This is a genomic window from Brachybacterium vulturis (assembly GCF_043641765.1).
Lineage (GTDB): Bacteria > Actinomycetota > Actinomycetes > Actinomycetales > Dermabacteraceae > Brachybacterium > Brachybacterium vulturis_A.
Genome location: NZ_JBHZRO010000003.1, coordinates 1 through 14,678, shown reverse-complemented (window position 1 = coordinate 14,678; position 14,678 = coordinate 1). Strand labels below are relative to the sequence as shown.

At 70.8% G+C, this 14,678-nt stretch carries 15 protein-coding genes and 2 pseudogenes; 8 read left to right on the top strand and 9 right to left on the bottom strand.

Annotation, left to right across the window (positions count from 1 at the left end):
- Positions 1–5 precede the first annotated feature (5 nt).
- The 5 genes and pseudogenes from ACHUEU_RS02820 (at position 6) to ACHUEU_RS02800 (ending at position 3,837) form a co-directional block, all read left to right on the top strand.
- A complete protein-coding gene (locus tag ACHUEU_RS02820; RefSeq protein ID WP_394214373.1) occupies positions 6–548 on the top strand; it encodes a hypothetical protein in 543 nt (180 codons plus the stop codon).
- Positions 542–1,219 (top strand): RES family NAD+ phosphorylase, encoded by a 678-nt coding sequence (locus tag ACHUEU_RS02815; RefSeq protein ID WP_394214372.1) that lies wholly within the window; start codon positions 542–544, stop codon positions 1,217–1,219. The genes ACHUEU_RS02820 and ACHUEU_RS02815 overlap by 7 nt, the downstream gene beginning before the upstream one ends.
- 30 nt (positions 1,220–1,249) lie before the next feature.
- Positions 1,250–1,360: pseudogene (locus ACHUEU_RS02810) on the top strand (transposase); the annotation flags it as partial.
- Positions 1,361–1,615: 255 nt separating this feature from the next.
- Positions 1,616–3,046 carry a YfcC family protein gene (locus ACHUEU_RS02805; RefSeq protein ID WP_394214371.1) on the top strand — a complete coding sequence of 477 codons (1,431 nt, stop codon included), beginning with the start codon at positions 1,616–1,618 and terminating at the stop codon, positions 3,044–3,046.
- Positions 3,047–3,111: 65 nt separating this feature from the next.
- The gene (locus tag ACHUEU_RS02800; protein WP_394214370.1) at positions 3,112–3,837 is read left to right on the top strand and encodes a DNA alkylation repair protein; all 726 of its coding nucleotides are present in this window, start codon (positions 3,112–3,114) and stop codon (positions 3,835–3,837) included.
- Between the two features lie 31 nt (positions 3,838–3,868).
- Here the strand turns inward: ACHUEU_RS02800 and ACHUEU_RS02795 are convergent, their stop codons facing one another.
- From ACHUEU_RS02795 to ACHUEU_RS02755, 9 genes and pseudogenes are all read right to left on the bottom strand, one after another.
- Positions 3,869–4,858 carry an endonuclease/exonuclease/phosphatase family protein gene (locus ACHUEU_RS02795; RefSeq protein ID WP_394214369.1) on the bottom strand — a complete coding sequence of 330 codons (990 nt, stop codon included), beginning with the start codon at positions 4,856–4,858 and terminating at the stop codon, positions 3,869–3,871.
- A complete protein-coding gene (locus ACHUEU_RS02790) occupies positions 4,855–5,247 on the bottom strand; it encodes an MmcQ/YjbR family DNA-binding protein (protein ID WP_394214368.1) in 393 nt (130 codons plus the stop codon). The genes ACHUEU_RS02795 and ACHUEU_RS02790 overlap by 4 nt, the downstream gene beginning before the upstream one ends.
- 11 nt (positions 5,248–5,258) lie before the next feature.
- Positions 5,259–6,029 (bottom strand): hypothetical protein, encoded by a 771-nt coding sequence (locus tag ACHUEU_RS02785; RefSeq protein WP_394214367.1) that lies wholly within the window; start codon positions 6,027–6,029, stop codon positions 5,259–5,261.
- Between the two features lie 67 nt (positions 6,030–6,096).
- The gene (locus ACHUEU_RS02780) at positions 6,097–7,347 is read right to left on the bottom strand and encodes an RNA polymerase sigma factor (RefSeq protein ID WP_394214366.1); all 1,251 of its coding nucleotides are present in this window, start codon (positions 7,345–7,347) and stop codon (positions 6,097–6,099) included.
- A gap of 7 nt (positions 7,348–7,354) precedes the next feature.
- A complete protein-coding gene (locus tag ACHUEU_RS02775; protein ID WP_394214365.1) occupies positions 7,355–7,702 on the bottom strand; it encodes a YciI family protein in 348 nt (115 codons plus the stop codon).
- Positions 7,703–7,705: 3 nt separating this feature from the next.
- A complete protein-coding gene (locus ACHUEU_RS02770) occupies positions 7,706–8,050 on the bottom strand; it encodes a YciI family protein (RefSeq protein ID WP_394214364.1) in 345 nt (114 codons plus the stop codon).
- 176 nt (positions 8,051–8,226) lie between these two features.
- A pseudogene (locus tag ACHUEU_RS02765) lies at positions 8,227–9,342 on the bottom strand (serine hydrolase domain-containing protein).
- Between the two features lie 30 nt (positions 9,343–9,372).
- The gene (locus ACHUEU_RS02760; RefSeq protein ID WP_394214363.1) at positions 9,373–10,635 is read right to left on the bottom strand and encodes an MFS transporter; all 1,263 of its coding nucleotides are present in this window, start codon (positions 10,633–10,635) and stop codon (positions 9,373–9,375) included.
- A 278-nt stretch (positions 10,636–10,913) separates the two neighbouring features.
- The gene (locus ACHUEU_RS02755) at positions 10,914–11,171 is read right to left on the bottom strand and encodes a hypothetical protein (RefSeq protein WP_394214362.1); all 258 of its coding nucleotides are present in this window, start codon (positions 11,169–11,171) and stop codon (positions 10,914–10,916) included.
- A 252-nt stretch (positions 11,172–11,423) separates the two neighbouring features.
- Here ACHUEU_RS02755 and ACHUEU_RS02750 point away from each other — a divergent pair, with 252 nt between their 5' ends.
- The 3 genes from ACHUEU_RS02750 (at position 11,424) to ACHUEU_RS02740 (ending at position 14,642) form a co-directional block, all read left to right on the top strand.
- Positions 11,424–12,641 carry a M20 metallopeptidase family protein gene (locus ACHUEU_RS02750; protein ID WP_394214361.1) on the top strand — a complete coding sequence of 406 codons (1,218 nt, stop codon included), beginning with the start codon at positions 11,424–11,426 and terminating at the stop codon, positions 12,639–12,641.
- 6 nt (positions 12,642–12,647) lie between these two features.
- Positions 12,648–13,826 carry a hypothetical protein gene (locus ACHUEU_RS02745; RefSeq protein ID WP_394214360.1) on the top strand — a complete coding sequence of 393 codons (1,179 nt, stop codon included), beginning with the start codon at positions 12,648–12,650 and terminating at the stop codon, positions 13,824–13,826.
- Between the two features lie 459 nt (positions 13,827–14,285).
- Positions 14,286–14,642 (top strand): hypothetical protein, encoded by a 357-nt coding sequence (locus tag ACHUEU_RS02740; protein WP_394214359.1) that lies wholly within the window; start codon positions 14,286–14,288, stop codon positions 14,640–14,642.
- The last annotated feature ends 36 nt before the right edge of the window (positions 14,643–14,678 follow it).

Genomic DNA, 14,678 nt, shown 5'->3' with positions numbered 1-14,678 from the left:
GTGTGATGTCTGCTCCCGACGTCGAGAGCCCCTCGGCCGCGCACGAGCGAGACCGCGTCGCTCAGCTGTATCGCAGGTGGGCCCGTGAGTCTGCTCAGGGTTTGTCCTCGCTCGCCCCTGCCATGGCCGGGGCAGAAATCGCGGTGTCGCCGCAGCTGGCCCGGTCTGCCCAGGCCACGGAGAACGTCTGGCGTGAGATCGAGGATGAGTTCGGCCTGTTCACCAGCACTGAGGCGGCCGAGCGTATGGGCTATGGCGGCAACCGTGCCTGGGCCTCCGCCCAGCGCAGGGCCGGGAAACTGGTCGGGGTCCGGCGTGGCGGGGCGTACCGTTACCCCGCCTTCCAGCTCGATCCCGAGGTCATGCCCTTGATCGCTGAGCTCGTCGCCCTCGCGCGCGAGCACGACTGGAGTGATGAGTCCGTCGTACTGTGGCTGTGCTCCCCGTCGGGCTGGATGCCGGAGGGCCGCCGACCTGTGGAGTTCCTGCGCGAGGACGCCGACGCGGTGCGCGCTTCGGCCGAGCTGGCGATGGCGCCGCAATGGTGAGTGACCCTCCCTCGGCGCCGGACCGGAACACCTGGTTCGAGGTGGCAGTGCCGGCGCCGCCCGAGCATTTCGACCCTCTCGTCGACGTGCTGCCCGCCGGCTCCCGCCTGTACCGCACATTCTCCGCGGCGCCCGACCGGCATGTCACCACCTTCAACCCCGGATACGGCGGCCCGCACCGCTTCTCCTTCTTCGGTGACCCGCCCGTGCCGGTGCTCTATGCCGCCCAGAGTGAGATCGCGGCGGTGTGCGAGTCACTGCTGCACGACGTGCCGCTGACCGGTGGCCGGATCATGCCCGAGCACTACGAGCGCTCTGTGACCGGAGCATTGGAAACCACCCGAGACCTCCGCCTGGCCGTATTCCATGGGCTCGGGCTGCGCCGCCTCGGCGTCGAGCCCGTGCAGCTGACCGCCTCCCCTGCCCGGACGTACCGCGCGACGGTCGCGTGGGCGCGAGCCGCGCATGCTGCCGGCCTGGACGGCGCAGAATGGATGTCGGCACGCCTCGACACCGACCGCGCGTACATCTTCTTCGGGGACCGGGTGCGCGAGGACGATCTGCGCGTGGTGACGAGCTATGGCCGTGTCTTCGTCACCGGGCCCGATCGTGACTGGCTCGTGGATCTGTGCGCGTCCGTGAAAGTCGACGTCCTGACTCGCACCCGCTGACCACGCGCCGGCCCGTTGACCTTCGTCGCCGCGGCGTGGAACACGTTCTTCGTCGATCTCGTCGCTCGCGGCCTGACCGGGGTGCGCCTGCTCGCCTCTGATGCCCACCGGGGTCTGGTCGAGGCGATCGCGGCGACCCTGATGAGCGTCTGCCCGAGGTCGCTGACCACCTCGCTGCCGCGCCCATCTCCACCTCACCACCACCGAGACCGCCGTCCAGGAAGTGACCACCCCCGACCACACGGCCCCATCCCTGACCGCCTGAACTGCCGACACCGAAGGATCCGATCGCTACGCCACTTCCCGGGACCTGACCGAAAACTCCTGCCCCATACGAGTTCTTTTTCAAGCATGTAGGCGTACTTATGCACCTCTGTTCGGAGGTCTTGGAGAACCATGACCACCCCCTCCTCTGAAGCGCCGGTCACCGACCCGTCCGCGCCGAAGGACCGCTTCCCCCACGTCTACGTCATCCTGGTCCTGTTCGCCCTGCTCGCGGCGGTGCTGAGCTGGCTGGTCCCCGCGGGCCGCTACGAGCGGGTGCCGGGGCCCAACGGCCGCGAGGTCGTGGACCCGGACAGCTTCACCTTCGTCGAGCAATCCCCGGTCACCGCGATCGAGCTGCTCACCGCGATCCCGCGCGGCCTGGTGGATGCCGGGGCGATCGTCTTCTTCGTCTTCACCATCGGCGGCATGTTCGAGGTGGTGCGGCGCACAGGCCTGATCGACGTGGCCCTGGCCGCGATCGCCCGGGTCTTCGCCGGTCGCGGCATCGCCGTCATCCCCGTGCTGATGGTGGTGTTCTCCCTCATCGCGAGCTTCATCGGGGTGCCCGAACTGTCGCTGGTCTACATCCCGGCGATCCTGCCGCTGATCCTCAGCCTCGGCTACGACCGGGTGGTGGCCGCCGCCGTCGCCCTGCTGGGCACGGGGGCCGGGTTCGCCGCCGGGTTCCTCAACCCGATCAACACGGGCCTGGGCCAGCAGATCGCGGGGCTGGAGCCGTTCTCCGGCGTCGGCCTGCGGATCGCGCTGTACATCGCGTATCTCGCCACCGGCACCGGCTACGTCATCTGGTACGCCACTCGGGTCAAGGCCGACCCCACCCGTTCCGTCCTGCACGGCCATGCGGACACCTCCGTCCGGGAGAAGGACGTCCTCGACCTCGAGGCGACCCCGCGCTTCACCGGGCGGCAGAAGGCCGCCGGCATCGCTCTGCTGCTGCTGGCGGGCCTGTTGGTGTGGGGGATCATCACCCAGGGCTGGTTCTTCCCCGAGTTCGCCGGGATGTTCATCCTCATCGCCATCGTGGTGGGCCTGGTCGCCGGGATGCGCACCCGGGACATGGCCGAAGCGTTCGACCAGGGGCTGCGCGACGTGCTCGCGGGCGCGATCATCGTGGGCGTGGCCCGCGGCGTCGCGATCGTGCTCGAGGACGGCAGCATCCTGGACACCATCGTGTTCGGCCTCGGCGAGTCCGTGGGCTTCCTGCCTCCGGTGCTGTTCGTGGTCGGGATGTTCCTCGCCCAGGCGCTGTTCAACCTGATCGTCCCCTCCGGCTCCGGGCAGGCGCTGGTGACCCTGCCGGTGCTCGCCCCGCTGTCCGACCTCCTGGGCGTCACCCGGCAGTCCGCCGTGCTCGCCTACCAGACCGGTGACGGCATGACGAACCTGATCTATCCCACCTCCGGGTACTTCATGGCCGCGCTCGCCGTGGGCCGCGTGCCATGGAACCGCTGGGTGCGCTTCTACCTGCCGCTGCTGGGCATCTGGGTGCTGCTCTCGATCGGCTTCCTGGTGTTCGCCCAGCTGACCGGGTGGAGCTGAGACGCGCCGACGGCCCGGGCGCCCGGTCGTATCCTGGACGTCCCCGCGAGCAAGGAGCGCCTCCCATGACCACCGCCGCCACGCAGCGCACCGACGCCGAGCTCGAGGCAGAGGTCGCAGCCCTCCACGAGGAGCTCGCCGCACTCGCCGATGACCGCATGCGCGCGGTGAACCGGAAGCACGGCGACGACCATGCCGTGAACCTCACGAAGCTCCGCGCGATCGCGAAGCGGCTGAAGACCCGGCCGGACCTCGCCCGCGCCCTGTGGTCCACCCCCGCGAAGGACTCCACCCCGAAGCTGCTCGCCCTGCTGATCTCCCGCCCCAAGCAATACGACCAAGCCGAGCTCGACGCGATGCTGCGCGAGGCCCCGACCCCGAAGGTCCACGACTGGCTGGTCAGCTACATGGTGAAGAAGAGTCCGCACCGCGAGGCGCTGCGCGAGGCCTGGTTCGTCGACGCCGACCCCGTCGTCACGAGCGCGGGCTGGGCGCTTACCAGCGACCGGATCGCGAAGGCACCCGCCGGCGAGGCGCCCGACGGGATCGACCTCGACGCGCTGCTCGAGCAGATCGAGGCGGAGATGAAGGACGCCCCGGAGCGGTTGCAGTGGGCGATGAACCAGTGCCTCGCCGAGATCGGCATCCACGATGCCGCCCGGCGCGAGCGCGCCAAGGACATCGGCGAGCGGCTCGAGGTGCTGAAGGACTACCCGACCCCGCCGAACTGCACCTCGCCCTTTGCTCCGGTCTGGATCGACGAGATGGTGCGCCGCGCCGAGCAGCGCTGAGCCCCGCTCCGCCTGCCCGGCGCCTTTTTGCTCAGGCCGACGGGGAGACGGTGACCATGAGCGCCCGGTGGTCGGTGCCGGGGACAGTCTCATAGACGGGACGCGGCCCGCTCACCTCCCGACCAGCGAGCGCATGGTCGATCCGGGCGAAGGGCGGGATGCGGTGGCCGACGGGCCAGGTCGGCTCCCACAGCCCCTCCCCGCGGCCCCGCCCGTATGCGGCGAGGGAGCGCAGCGACCCGTCGGCCGTGAGCTGCCGCATCGTGTGATGCTGCGCGATCGCGTTGAAGTCGCCGACCAGCAGCAGGTTGCCGTGCGTGTACGGGGCCACCATCGCGCCGACGGCGGCGGCATCCGCGGTCCACGCCTCGGCCCCCACCTGGGGCGGCGCCGTATGGACCACCGCGAGGTGCCAGAGCGTGCCGTCGAGGGTGGTGGTGGCCAGGAGGTTGTCGAAGGCGGTGCCCTCCGTGCGGTCGATCAGCTCGAGCGGGGTGCGGGAGAGCAGCATCGAGCCGCCCGCGTCCTCGCGCGCGGTGCCGACGCGATGAGGGAACCGCTCGAACAGCCCGGCCTCCGCAAGGAACGCCTCGAAGTCGGGGGTCATCTCCTGGATCGCGATCGCGTCCACCTCCGGACCCGCGAGCCGGGTGAGCACGTCGACGTCGGCCCCGCCGTACTCGACGTTCGACGAGAGCACCGTGAGCGAGCCCTCGGCGGCGAGCTGCGGGGAGTCCGACCGCTCCGGGGCGGGGAGCATCGGCCAGGCCGTCACCGCCGTGACCGCGAGCGTGAGTGTCGCGGCGAGCAGCCGCCACCGGCCGCGCAGCCGCAGCACCAGCCCGAGCGCGGCCAGCAGCAGCGGCACCCAGAGCATCGGGATGAACGATGCCGCGGCGATGAGGTACTCGTGCCAGGTGTGCAGCACGGTGACCTGCCGCAGCACCAGCAGCGCTGTCGCGGCGAGCAGTCCGCCGAGCAGCAGCGCCCAGCCCAGCGCCCAAAGCGCGGTGCGGATCATGCGCCGGACTCAGCGGCCAGGAAGGTCGCTGGGTCCACGGGCCGCCGCGCCCGCGGCAGCGACTCCACCACCAGCAGGTAGGAGTCCGTCACGAGCTCGCGCACGAACTCCGCCTCGAGGGCGCCGCCGGGGTGCAGCGTGATCCAGTGCCGCTTGTTCATGTGATAGCCGGGCGTGATCTCCGGATGCATCGCGCGCAGCACCTCGGCGTCGCGCGGCTCCGCCTTCAGCACCACGACATGCTCGCCCGTCACCTCGGTGAGCAGCAGGAACATCCTCCCGAGCACCTTCGCGACCTCGGCGCCCGGGCCGAAGGGCCACTCCATGCCGCTCGCGGGCAGCTCGAGCGCACGGGCGTGCGCGATCTCCTGCAAGGTGGTCCCGTCCATGTCGTCCCCTCTCATCCCTGCTGCTGGATGATCCCGATCTTCTGCCACACCTTGCGGGCCATGTCCGAGGTGAGCGCCTCGATCCCCTCGACCGCGTCGAGCACGTCGCCGTCGGTGGTGTGCTCGGCGAACAGGGCCGCGCTCTTGCCCACGAGCGAGAGCATCTCGGTGCAGAAGTCGAGATAGCGGGTCAGCTCCGTGCGGTCCAGGTCCAGCCCGCCGTCCTCCCGGGAGCCCCGCTCGAGGCGCTCGGGCACCTTGGTCAGCTGGTGCATGTCGATCACGTGCGCCAGGGAGCGCAGTCGGTGCAGGATCCGCAGCACGCGCGCCCGCTCCATCCGCTCCGGGACCCGCAGCAGGAAGAACACCGCGATCGCCCCGAACACGAGGTCGTTGATGATGGTCTCGAGCAGCGGCAGCATGTCCAGCGGCCCGATCGAATCGCGCTCCTCGAGCAGGTCCCCGGCCGCGAGCGCGACCGCGCCGCCCAGGAACAGCACGATCGCGACCACGCCGAGGCGGGAGAGCACGCGCGCGAGCCGCACCCGGCGGCGGCTGATGCCGGTGCCGGCGTTGATCTCGTCCACGATCCCCACCACTTCGCGGCACACCTCCCACAGGCTCCGGTCCGGGAAGCGCGTCGAGATCCGGTGCTCGAGCGCGGCGGCGGAGCGCCGCACCGCCTGCCCGTCCAGTCGCTGGAAGCGGCTCGAGGAGGGCGGGGCGTCGGAGTGGTCCTCCGGGCGGGGCTCAGGGGCCGACGGGCGGGCGGTCGCGGGCATGCTGCGAGGTTAAGGGATCGGAGCGCCCGGAGACGCCGAGCACCGGGCCGGTGCGTCGTCTCCGTGCTCACCCCGCATCGTGCGTGAGCATGTCGAGCCGAGCCGCGAGGTGGGCGATCTCGGCCTCGTTGCGGCATCGGCGCATCGCCTCCTGGTAGGACTCCCGTGCCTCCGCCGTCCGCCCCGCGCGTCGCAGCAGCTCGGCGCGCACGGCCGACGGGCGGTGGCTGCCGACCTCCGCGATGTCCGCCAGCGCCCGCAGTCCCGCCTCGGGACCCGCGGCCTCGGCGACTGCCACGGCGCGCGCCAGCTGGGCGGCGGGGGAGGGCATCACGGTCAGCAGGGCGTCGTAGTGGGCGAGGATCCGCTCCCAGCGGGTCTCGGCCGACGTCGGCGCCGTGGCGTGCTCGGCGGCGATCCGCGCCTGCAGCCAGAAGGCGGCGGTCTGCGGGGAGACGGGGTCGCGGGGAGCGATCGACCGCAGAAGGGCGAGCCCCTCCGCGATCTCCTCACGGTGCCATCGGGTCCTGTCCTGCTCCGGGAGCAGCACGAGCTCGCCGTCCGGTCCGCTGCGGGCGTCGCGGCGGGAGTGCTGGAACAGCAGGAGTGCGAGCAGGGCCCGCAGCACGGCCGCCCCGGGTCGCAGGGCGAGCGTCACCCGCGCCAGGCGCACTGCCGCCCCGGCGAGATCGGCGCGGAGCGGATCGCTGCCGCTGCCGGGGGCGTATCCCGCGGTGAACGCGAGATACGCGGTCTGGGCGACGGTGTCGAGACGTTCGGGGAGCACCGCCTGGTCTGGCACGGTGAAGGGGATGCCGGCGCCGACGATCTTCTTCTTCGCGCGCGTGATGCGTGCGGCCATGGTCGGCTCCGGGACCAGGAACAGGCGGGCGATGTCGTGGGTGCTCACACCGAGCACGAGTCGCAGGGACAGGGCGGCGGCCGCCTCCGGGTTCAGCGCCGGATGGGCGCACATCAGGACCAGTCGGAGAGTGTCGTCCTCGACGAGGCCGCCCGGATCGACCATCGGCGAGCGCCGGTCTCCGTTCTGCTCGGCCTCGGTGACCAGCAGGGGAGCGCGACGCTGGTGCACGGCCTCGGCCCGCAGATGATCCAGCACCCGCCGGGAGGCGGCGGTGAGGAGCCAGGCTCCGGGACGGTCGGGCACGCCGCGCTCCCGCCAGGTGCGCGTCGCTGATTCGACGGCGTCGCCGAGGGCGTCCTCGACCAGGTCGAGCCGCCGGAAGCGCGCGAGGAGCTGGGCGGTCAGACGCCCCCACTCCTCGCGCACCACCTGCGCGACGGCCTCGTCGCTCACGCCGAGTTCATTCGACGGAGACGACGGGACGGATCTCGAGGGTGTAGGACGGCGGCAGCAGCGCTGCCGCGGCGATCGCCGCATCGAGGTCCGGCAGCTCCACCTCGTAGTAGCCGCCGATCATCTCGGCGGTCTCGGCGAACGTGCCGTCCGTGAGCACCACCTCGCCGTCGACGTGGCGCACCGTGGTGGCTGTACCGGTGTCGCCGAGCGCGGCGCTCGCCACCTCCGTCCCGTGCTCCGTGACGTAGGCGGAGAAGGCGCCGTGCTGGGCGAAGAACGCGTCGCGGGTCTCCGCGGAGGCGGTGGACCAGTCCCAGGGCTCGTAGGCGATGAGGATGAGATAGCGCGCCATCGCTCACACCTCCCCGACCGGGCTGAACTGCAGGTCGTACGGGGGCAGCAGCTCGACCAGCTCCAGGAGCGTGTCGAGATCCGGGGTCTCGATCAGGTAGAAGCCGCCCAGCTGCTCCACCGCCTCGGCGTACGGCCCGTCGTTGACGCTGCGCCGGCCCTCCCGCACCCGCACCACCGTCGGGGTGCCGTCCAGCGCCTCGCCGGCGAGGATCTCCACGCCCTCGCGGGCCGCGCAGGCGGCGCCGAAGTCGTCGTGCTGTGCCATCGCCGCGGCCTGCGCCTCGGGGCTCATCTCCTCCCAGGGCGGCAGATCCCCCTGGGACATCAGGAACAGGGCGTACTTCATGACGTGCTCCTCTCGGGTGCTGCACGGTCCAGGTCGTCCTCGACCCTGTGCTCGTTCATGGCTCAGATCCTCTCTGCTGGGGGCCGACCCGTCCAGGCCGTGCCCGGGCCGCGAGTGCGGCCTCTTCCCCACGACGGGCGAGGAGGGCCGGATTCGACAGGGAGAGCGGACGGATCTCAGGAACCGTCCGAGGAGAAGCAGTCCTCGAAGGCGGCCAGCACTGGGGAGCCCTCCGGTCCGTCGAGCGCGACCTGCGTGAACAGCAGCTGCGCCGAGCTCTGGCGGGGATCCACGCGCGTGGTGGTCCCGGCCCCTCCGCTCCAGCCGTAGGTGCCGTCCTTCCGGACGCTGCCGCCGTAGCCCCAGCCCTCACCGCCCTCGAGGAAGATCCCGGCCTGGCGGCGCTGCGCGGCGGTGAGGTGATCGGTCATCATCGCGGTCACGAGCGGCGCGGGCAGGACCTCCCGGCCGCGGTGGGTGCCCGCGTCGAGCAGCATCGCGGCGAAGGCTATCCAGTCCTCGGCGGTGCCGATCAGGCCGCCGGCACCGTCCGGGAACGACGGGGGACGGGCGTACTGCCCGTCGGCGGGGTCGACGAGGGAGAGCGGCTGCTGCGGATCCCCGCTCGGGGCGTAGCGGCTCGCGAAGCGTGGGAGCTCCGGGGCGCGGACCGACCACATCGTGTCGGTCATGTCGAGCGGTTCCAGGAGGCGGCGGGCCATGAGCTCGTCGAGCGGACGCTCCGCGACGCGTTCCAGCAGGAGCCCCAGCAGGGTGCTGCCGGTGTTGTAGGTCCAGCCCTCGCCCGGCTGGTGCGCGAGCGGGAGCTCGGCGGCGGCCCGCAGGAAGTCCTCCCGGCTCAGGGTACGAGGGGCAGGACCCTCCTGGAGGCGAGAGAACAGGGCGGCGGTGAACGGGGACTCGAAATCCGTGGTGAATCCGAGACCGCCGCGCAGGGTCAGCAGGTCACGGACAGTGACGGGACGATCCGCGGGCACCGTATCCGTGAGCGGCCCGCTCGCATCGGCCAGCACCCGTGGCTTCGAGAGCTCGGGCAGCTAGCGCGCGATGGGGGACTCGAGGGCGAGGGAGCCGTCCGCCACGAAGGTCAGGGCCAGGGCGGTGGTCAGCGGCTTGCCCAGGGAGTCCCAGTGGAACAGGGTGCGGCGCGACATGGGGGCGCCGGTTCCGAGGTCCTGGACGCCGAGGAGGACTGCTTCAGTGCGTCCGTCCCGGAGGCGCAGCGCGACCGCGCCCGGCAGGGTCCCGGCGTCGATGTGTTCCTGGAGCATGCGGGCGACATCGTCCATGGGCGCAGTATGTCAGCCGTCGTCGGCGGTCGTCCCGGTGTCGGCGGCCGGGGCCCGCCATGGCAGGAACAGTCCGGAGAGCACCAGACCGATCACCCCGACCAGCAGCGCGCCGCGCACCCCGATCCCCGTGGCCACCAGGCCGCCGGCGAGCGCGAAGAGCGGGGCGAGACCCCGGGAGGTGAGCGTGAACGCTGTAGTCACGCGGGTCATGACGGAGTCGTCGGTCGCCTCCATCCGGTAGGCGGTGTAGACCGGGCGGAACACCCCGGCCAGGAGCAGCAGCAGGAAGGTCGAGAGCACGTAGATCAGCAGGCCCGGCGTCCCGGCGGGGAGGAAGGGCAGGGCGAGCAGCGGCAGGCCGCGCAGCACGGCGGAGCCCACCAGGGTGTGGTGCTCGCCGAGGCGCGCGCTCACACGCGGTGCGATCCAGGAGCCGAGCAGCCCGCCGAGGCTCGGCAGCGCGAGGGCCAGCCCGAACTGCCAGGCGGGCAGGTCCAGACCGCGCAGCAGCAGCACGAGCTCGAGCGGCCCGATCCAGGCGACGAAGGCCGCGAACAGCGTCGAGTTCAGCAGCAGCGGGCGCAGTCGTCGGTCCCGGAGGGCGAGGGTGAATCCGGCACCGGCCTCCGCCAGGAAGTGCCGGGTCCCCGGCGGCGGGGGAGCGGGCTCCGGGCGTCGGATCCGGCTGATCCCGAGGGCGGAGGCGAGGAGCCCCAGCGCCTGCACACCGAGGGTGACGGTGGAGCCCAGCAGCTGGATGATCGCCCCGCCGAGGGCAGGGCAGAGGGTGGTCAACAGCCAGAACGTCGATTCCAGCTTGCCCAGCGCCTCTGTGCGCCGCTCCCGCGGGACGAGGTTCTTCAGTTGCGCGGCGGACGCGCCGCCGAACACGATGCCGCCGAGCGCACCGACCCCGGAGACGACGAGCAGCTGCCAGAACGAGAGGATCCCGAGCGCGGCGGCCGCCGGCACAGAGACGAACAGCGCCGCCCGCACGAGATCGGCCGTGATCATCACCGGCCGCTTCCGCCGTGCTTCCAGGAAGGGCCCCAGCGGGAGCGCCAGGACCGCGCCGACCAGTCCGGCGACGGCGGTGAGCAGGGAGACCTGGAACGTCGATGCCTCAAGAGTGCGGACGGCGATCAGCGCCAGCGCGCCCATCGCGATCGCGGTCCCGGCGTCGGAGGCTGCCCGGGCGGACCACAGCAGCTGGAAATCGCGATCCAGCGGCGGTGCCGACGGTGATGCGGATGTGGTGGTTCCTGTGGTCACCCGCGCTCCGTCACTCGTCCCGGAGCGTCGATGATAGAGGGGCAGATTCGGTTCCGGCAGCAGGGCGCGCCGTCAGCGACGGGCGCCGGGGTGGCGGCGCCGGGAGCGCAGCACCCGGACGATGAGCAGGTCACCGGGGGCTGCCGATAGGAGATGCCGTAGGGGAAGCGGCGCATCCGGGCTCTGCGGAGCCGGTCGAACCCCTCGACCGCCGGTTCCCCGTGGGGGAATGTCGCCATCGTCGACATCGCCCACCGCGTGCTGGATGAGGAGGACCCTCACCGTCGCCGACCGCGGAGCGTCTGACGGACGTCGGACCACTCCTGCAGCGACTCGGGGTCGGACTGCGCGGCATCCAGTGCTGCCACCAGGGCTGCTCGTTCTTCGTGCGTCGGCCGGTAGGTGGGTTCGCCGAAGTGACTGCGCAGGGCCTCTTGGATGACCTCCGAACGACTCCGATGCTCGATCGAACGGGCCTTCTCCACCATGTTGTACAGCTCCTCGGGGAGCGTCACTGCCACATTGCGCACCGTCATGGCCGACCTCCTTGGTATGACTCGATCCCGCCAATGGCGGGTGTTGTCAGTTCTCACGCGATCTCTCGTGGGAGCAGGCCGCTGATTCAGGGCCCACGACTCGTCTCGGCATCGCGACTGGTCGTCCTGGTCCCTGCGATTGCGGATAGCATGACGCGGACCACGGGCCACGCGAGGATGCTCGATGACGAGCCTGACCGCGGGGCCTGCCGCAACCGCGTGGACGCGAGGACGATTCGAGGAGGCCGACCCATGGCACTGGACTTTCCCCGCGAGGCCGACGAGATCGGGGCCGACCTCGTCGCGCTGCGGCGCGCGCTGCACCGCGACCCGGAGGTGGGCAACGACCTGCCCCGGACCCAGACGCGCGTGCTCGAGGCCCTGGAGGGCCTTCCCCTGGAGATCACGACCGGCGAGTCGCTCACCTCGGTCGTCGCCGTCCTGCGCGGCTCCCGGCCCGGTCCGACCGTGCTGCTGCGGGGAGACATGGACGGCCTTCCGGTGCGTGAGGACAACGACCTCGAGTACCGCTCCGCGAACGACGCGATGCACGCCTGCGGCCACGACCTCCATACCGCCGGTCTCGTCGGAGCCGCCCGTCTGTTGAGCGCGCACCGCGACGAACTGGCCGGGAACGTCGTCCTCATGTTCCAGCCGGGTGAGGAGGGGCCAGGTGGGGCGGAGCCGATGGTCGCCGAGGGCGTGCTGGATGCCGCGGGCGTCCGGGTCGACGCCGCCTTCGCCGTCCACGTGCTGCCGGGCGAGCGCGGCGTCTTCACCGTCCGGCCCGGCCCGGCGATGGCCGGCTCCAACGTCCTGCGCGTCACCTTCCATGGGGCCGGCGGGCACGGCTCGCAGCCGCAGAGGGCCCTGGACCCCGTCCCGCCGCTGGTCGAGTTCTGCCAGGCGCTGCAGGTCATGATCACCCGCCGATTCAGTGTCTTCGACCCGGTCGTCGCGGCGATCACCAACCTGTCTGCGGGCGAGGCGGTGAACGTCATACCGGCGTCCGCGTCGATGGGGGCGAGCGTCAGGACGCTGTCCGCGGAGACGACGCGCGACTTCCCGGTCCATGCGCGCACGCTCGCGGAGTCGGTGGCCGCCGGCTTCGGGTGCACCGCCGAGGTCCACTGGCATACGCAGTACCCGCCGACCGTCAACGACCGCGAGCAGGCGCGCTTCGCCCGTGACACACTGACTCGGTTGTTCGGCGCGGACCGCGTCGTCGAACCGGAGGACCCGCTCATGGGGTCGGAGGACTTCTCGTTCGTGCTGAACGAGGTCCCCGGCGCATACTACTTCCTCTTCGCCACCCCGGAGGGGATCGACCCGGAGACCGCGTCGATGAACCACTCGCCACACGTCCGGTTCGACGATGCGGTCCTCGCCGACCAGGCCGCATCCCTCGCGGCACTCGCCTGGGAGCACAATGCCCGGCCCACTCCAGCGCCGCTGGACAGCGAGAGCTGAGCCACCATGAATCCGGTCTATGCCGTCTCGATCGTGCTCGCGTTCATCGCGGCCGGCGAGCTCATCTCGATCTGGTCGAGGGCGCGCGTGCCCAGCCTGCTCGTGGCGATGCTCGGCATCTTCATCGTCGCCCAGCTGGGGCTCATCCCCTCGACCATCGTCGAGGACTCCCTGCTGCCGACCGCCTACATGATCCTGGTCGGGCCCATCCTCTTCCACATGGGCTCGCTCATCCCACTGCCCACGCTCCTGCAGCAGTGGCGGTCGGTCATCATCGCGCTGTCGGGGATGCTCGTCGCGGTGCTGCTGCTGGCGGCCGTCGTCATCCCGCTGTTCAGCTTCCCCCACTTCGTCGCCGGCGCCAGCCCGCTGGCGGGCGGCATCGTTGCCACCGGTCTCACCACGGACGGGCTGATCACTGCTGGGATCACCTCCACCATCATCGTGCTGCCGGCCCTGGTCCTGATGATGCAGTCGCTGCCGTCGATGCCCATGACGAATTTCCTGCTGCGCCGCTACGCCATCCGCCTGCGGGAGAGCGGAGAGCTGGCAGAGCTCGCGGAGAAGGCCCATGCGGCCGAGGAGGCTGTGGCCAGGGGAAAGGGGAAGAAGCTCATCACCCTGCCGTCGTTCCTGAGGGAGAACCAGCTCTTCACCCTCTTCATGGTGCTGGTCGGTGGTTCCGTGGCCACGCTCATCTCGATCCCCACGCACATCCCGTCCTCGATCGTGGCGCTGCTGTTGGGCGTGGGATCGACCGCGATCGGTCTCACGCCGGAGCGTGCGCTGGAGAAAGCCAGCTCCTTCGGCTTCGCGATGGCGGCCGTCGTCGCGATCGTCATGGCGCCGCTGGTCAGCGCGTCGATGTCCGACGTCCTCGCCGCGCTGCTCCCGATGGTCGTCATCCTGGTCGTCGGCGGGTCGGGCATCATGCTGGGCGGCTACCTCGCCACGAAGCTGCTGCGGTGGAAGCCAGGCCTGGGCATGTCCGTGGCGCTCACCGCGATGTACGGGTTCCCCGCGGACTACCTGCTCACCAGCGAGGTCGCCCGCTCGGTGGGCCGCGACGACACCGAGCGCAAGCAGCTGACGGACGCGATGTTGCCGGCCATGCTGGTGGGCGGCTTCACCTCCGTGAGCGCCGGCTCTGTCGTGATCGCGAGTGTGTTGGTGAGCTTCCTGTAAGGGTGTTCGGGTGAGTGCCCGCGGCCGCCGTGGACCGGAACATCTCCGGCCGGAGAGCCCGTTCACGGTCTCCATGAGCGCGTTGCAGGCGTCGCCGACGGTCCTGATCGACGGGGCGATGCCCTCGAGAGCGAGTTGCTCGGAGTCGAATCGCGGTTTATCCGGTGTTGTAGGTTCTCGCGCGTTCTGTCAGACCTACGGCTCTGTTACCTGCGGTGTAATGGGTGGGAGGCGTGCTCAGATTCTCTTTGAGCTGTCAGATTCCTCAGCCGCCGGCTCACGCCCGAGCGCTTGCCAGTATTGACGGACTTGGCAAGTCGGGCCCGAAGGTCGCGTGTCTACGACAACCTGTTTCCGAGTCCCAGCAGCTCGCGGTGTGCACAAGCTCCGACACGGACGTCGGTGGCGGCGTCAGACCGGGCTGCTACTCGCGTGAGTCGTGTGTGGAATCATGCCCGCATGACCGAGGCATCCTCCCGCCCCGCGGCCGTCCTCTTGCCACTGGGGCGATCGTTGAGCGCCTGGCGAGCAGCGTTCGTCGTCCTGGCGGTCGGTTCCGTGCTCGGTCTCGGTATTGGCTGGTTCTGGATCTCTGCGGCGTACTCGAGTCAGTACAACGGCACCAACGCCGACTTCTCGGCCTACGGCGGCACCGGCTGGGCCTTCGGCGTGGTTCCGGTGATCGTCGCAGGCAGCGGATACCACTTGCTGGTGCTCGTCACCGGCCTCAAGGCGTACCGGTGGGTCGGGTTCGTGACCGCTCTGAATCGGCCCGGGTTCTCTGCCGCTACTTTGTGGGTGCGGGCTCTCGGGTGAGGGCCTCGTAGTGCAGCGTCTCGAACTCTACCGGGG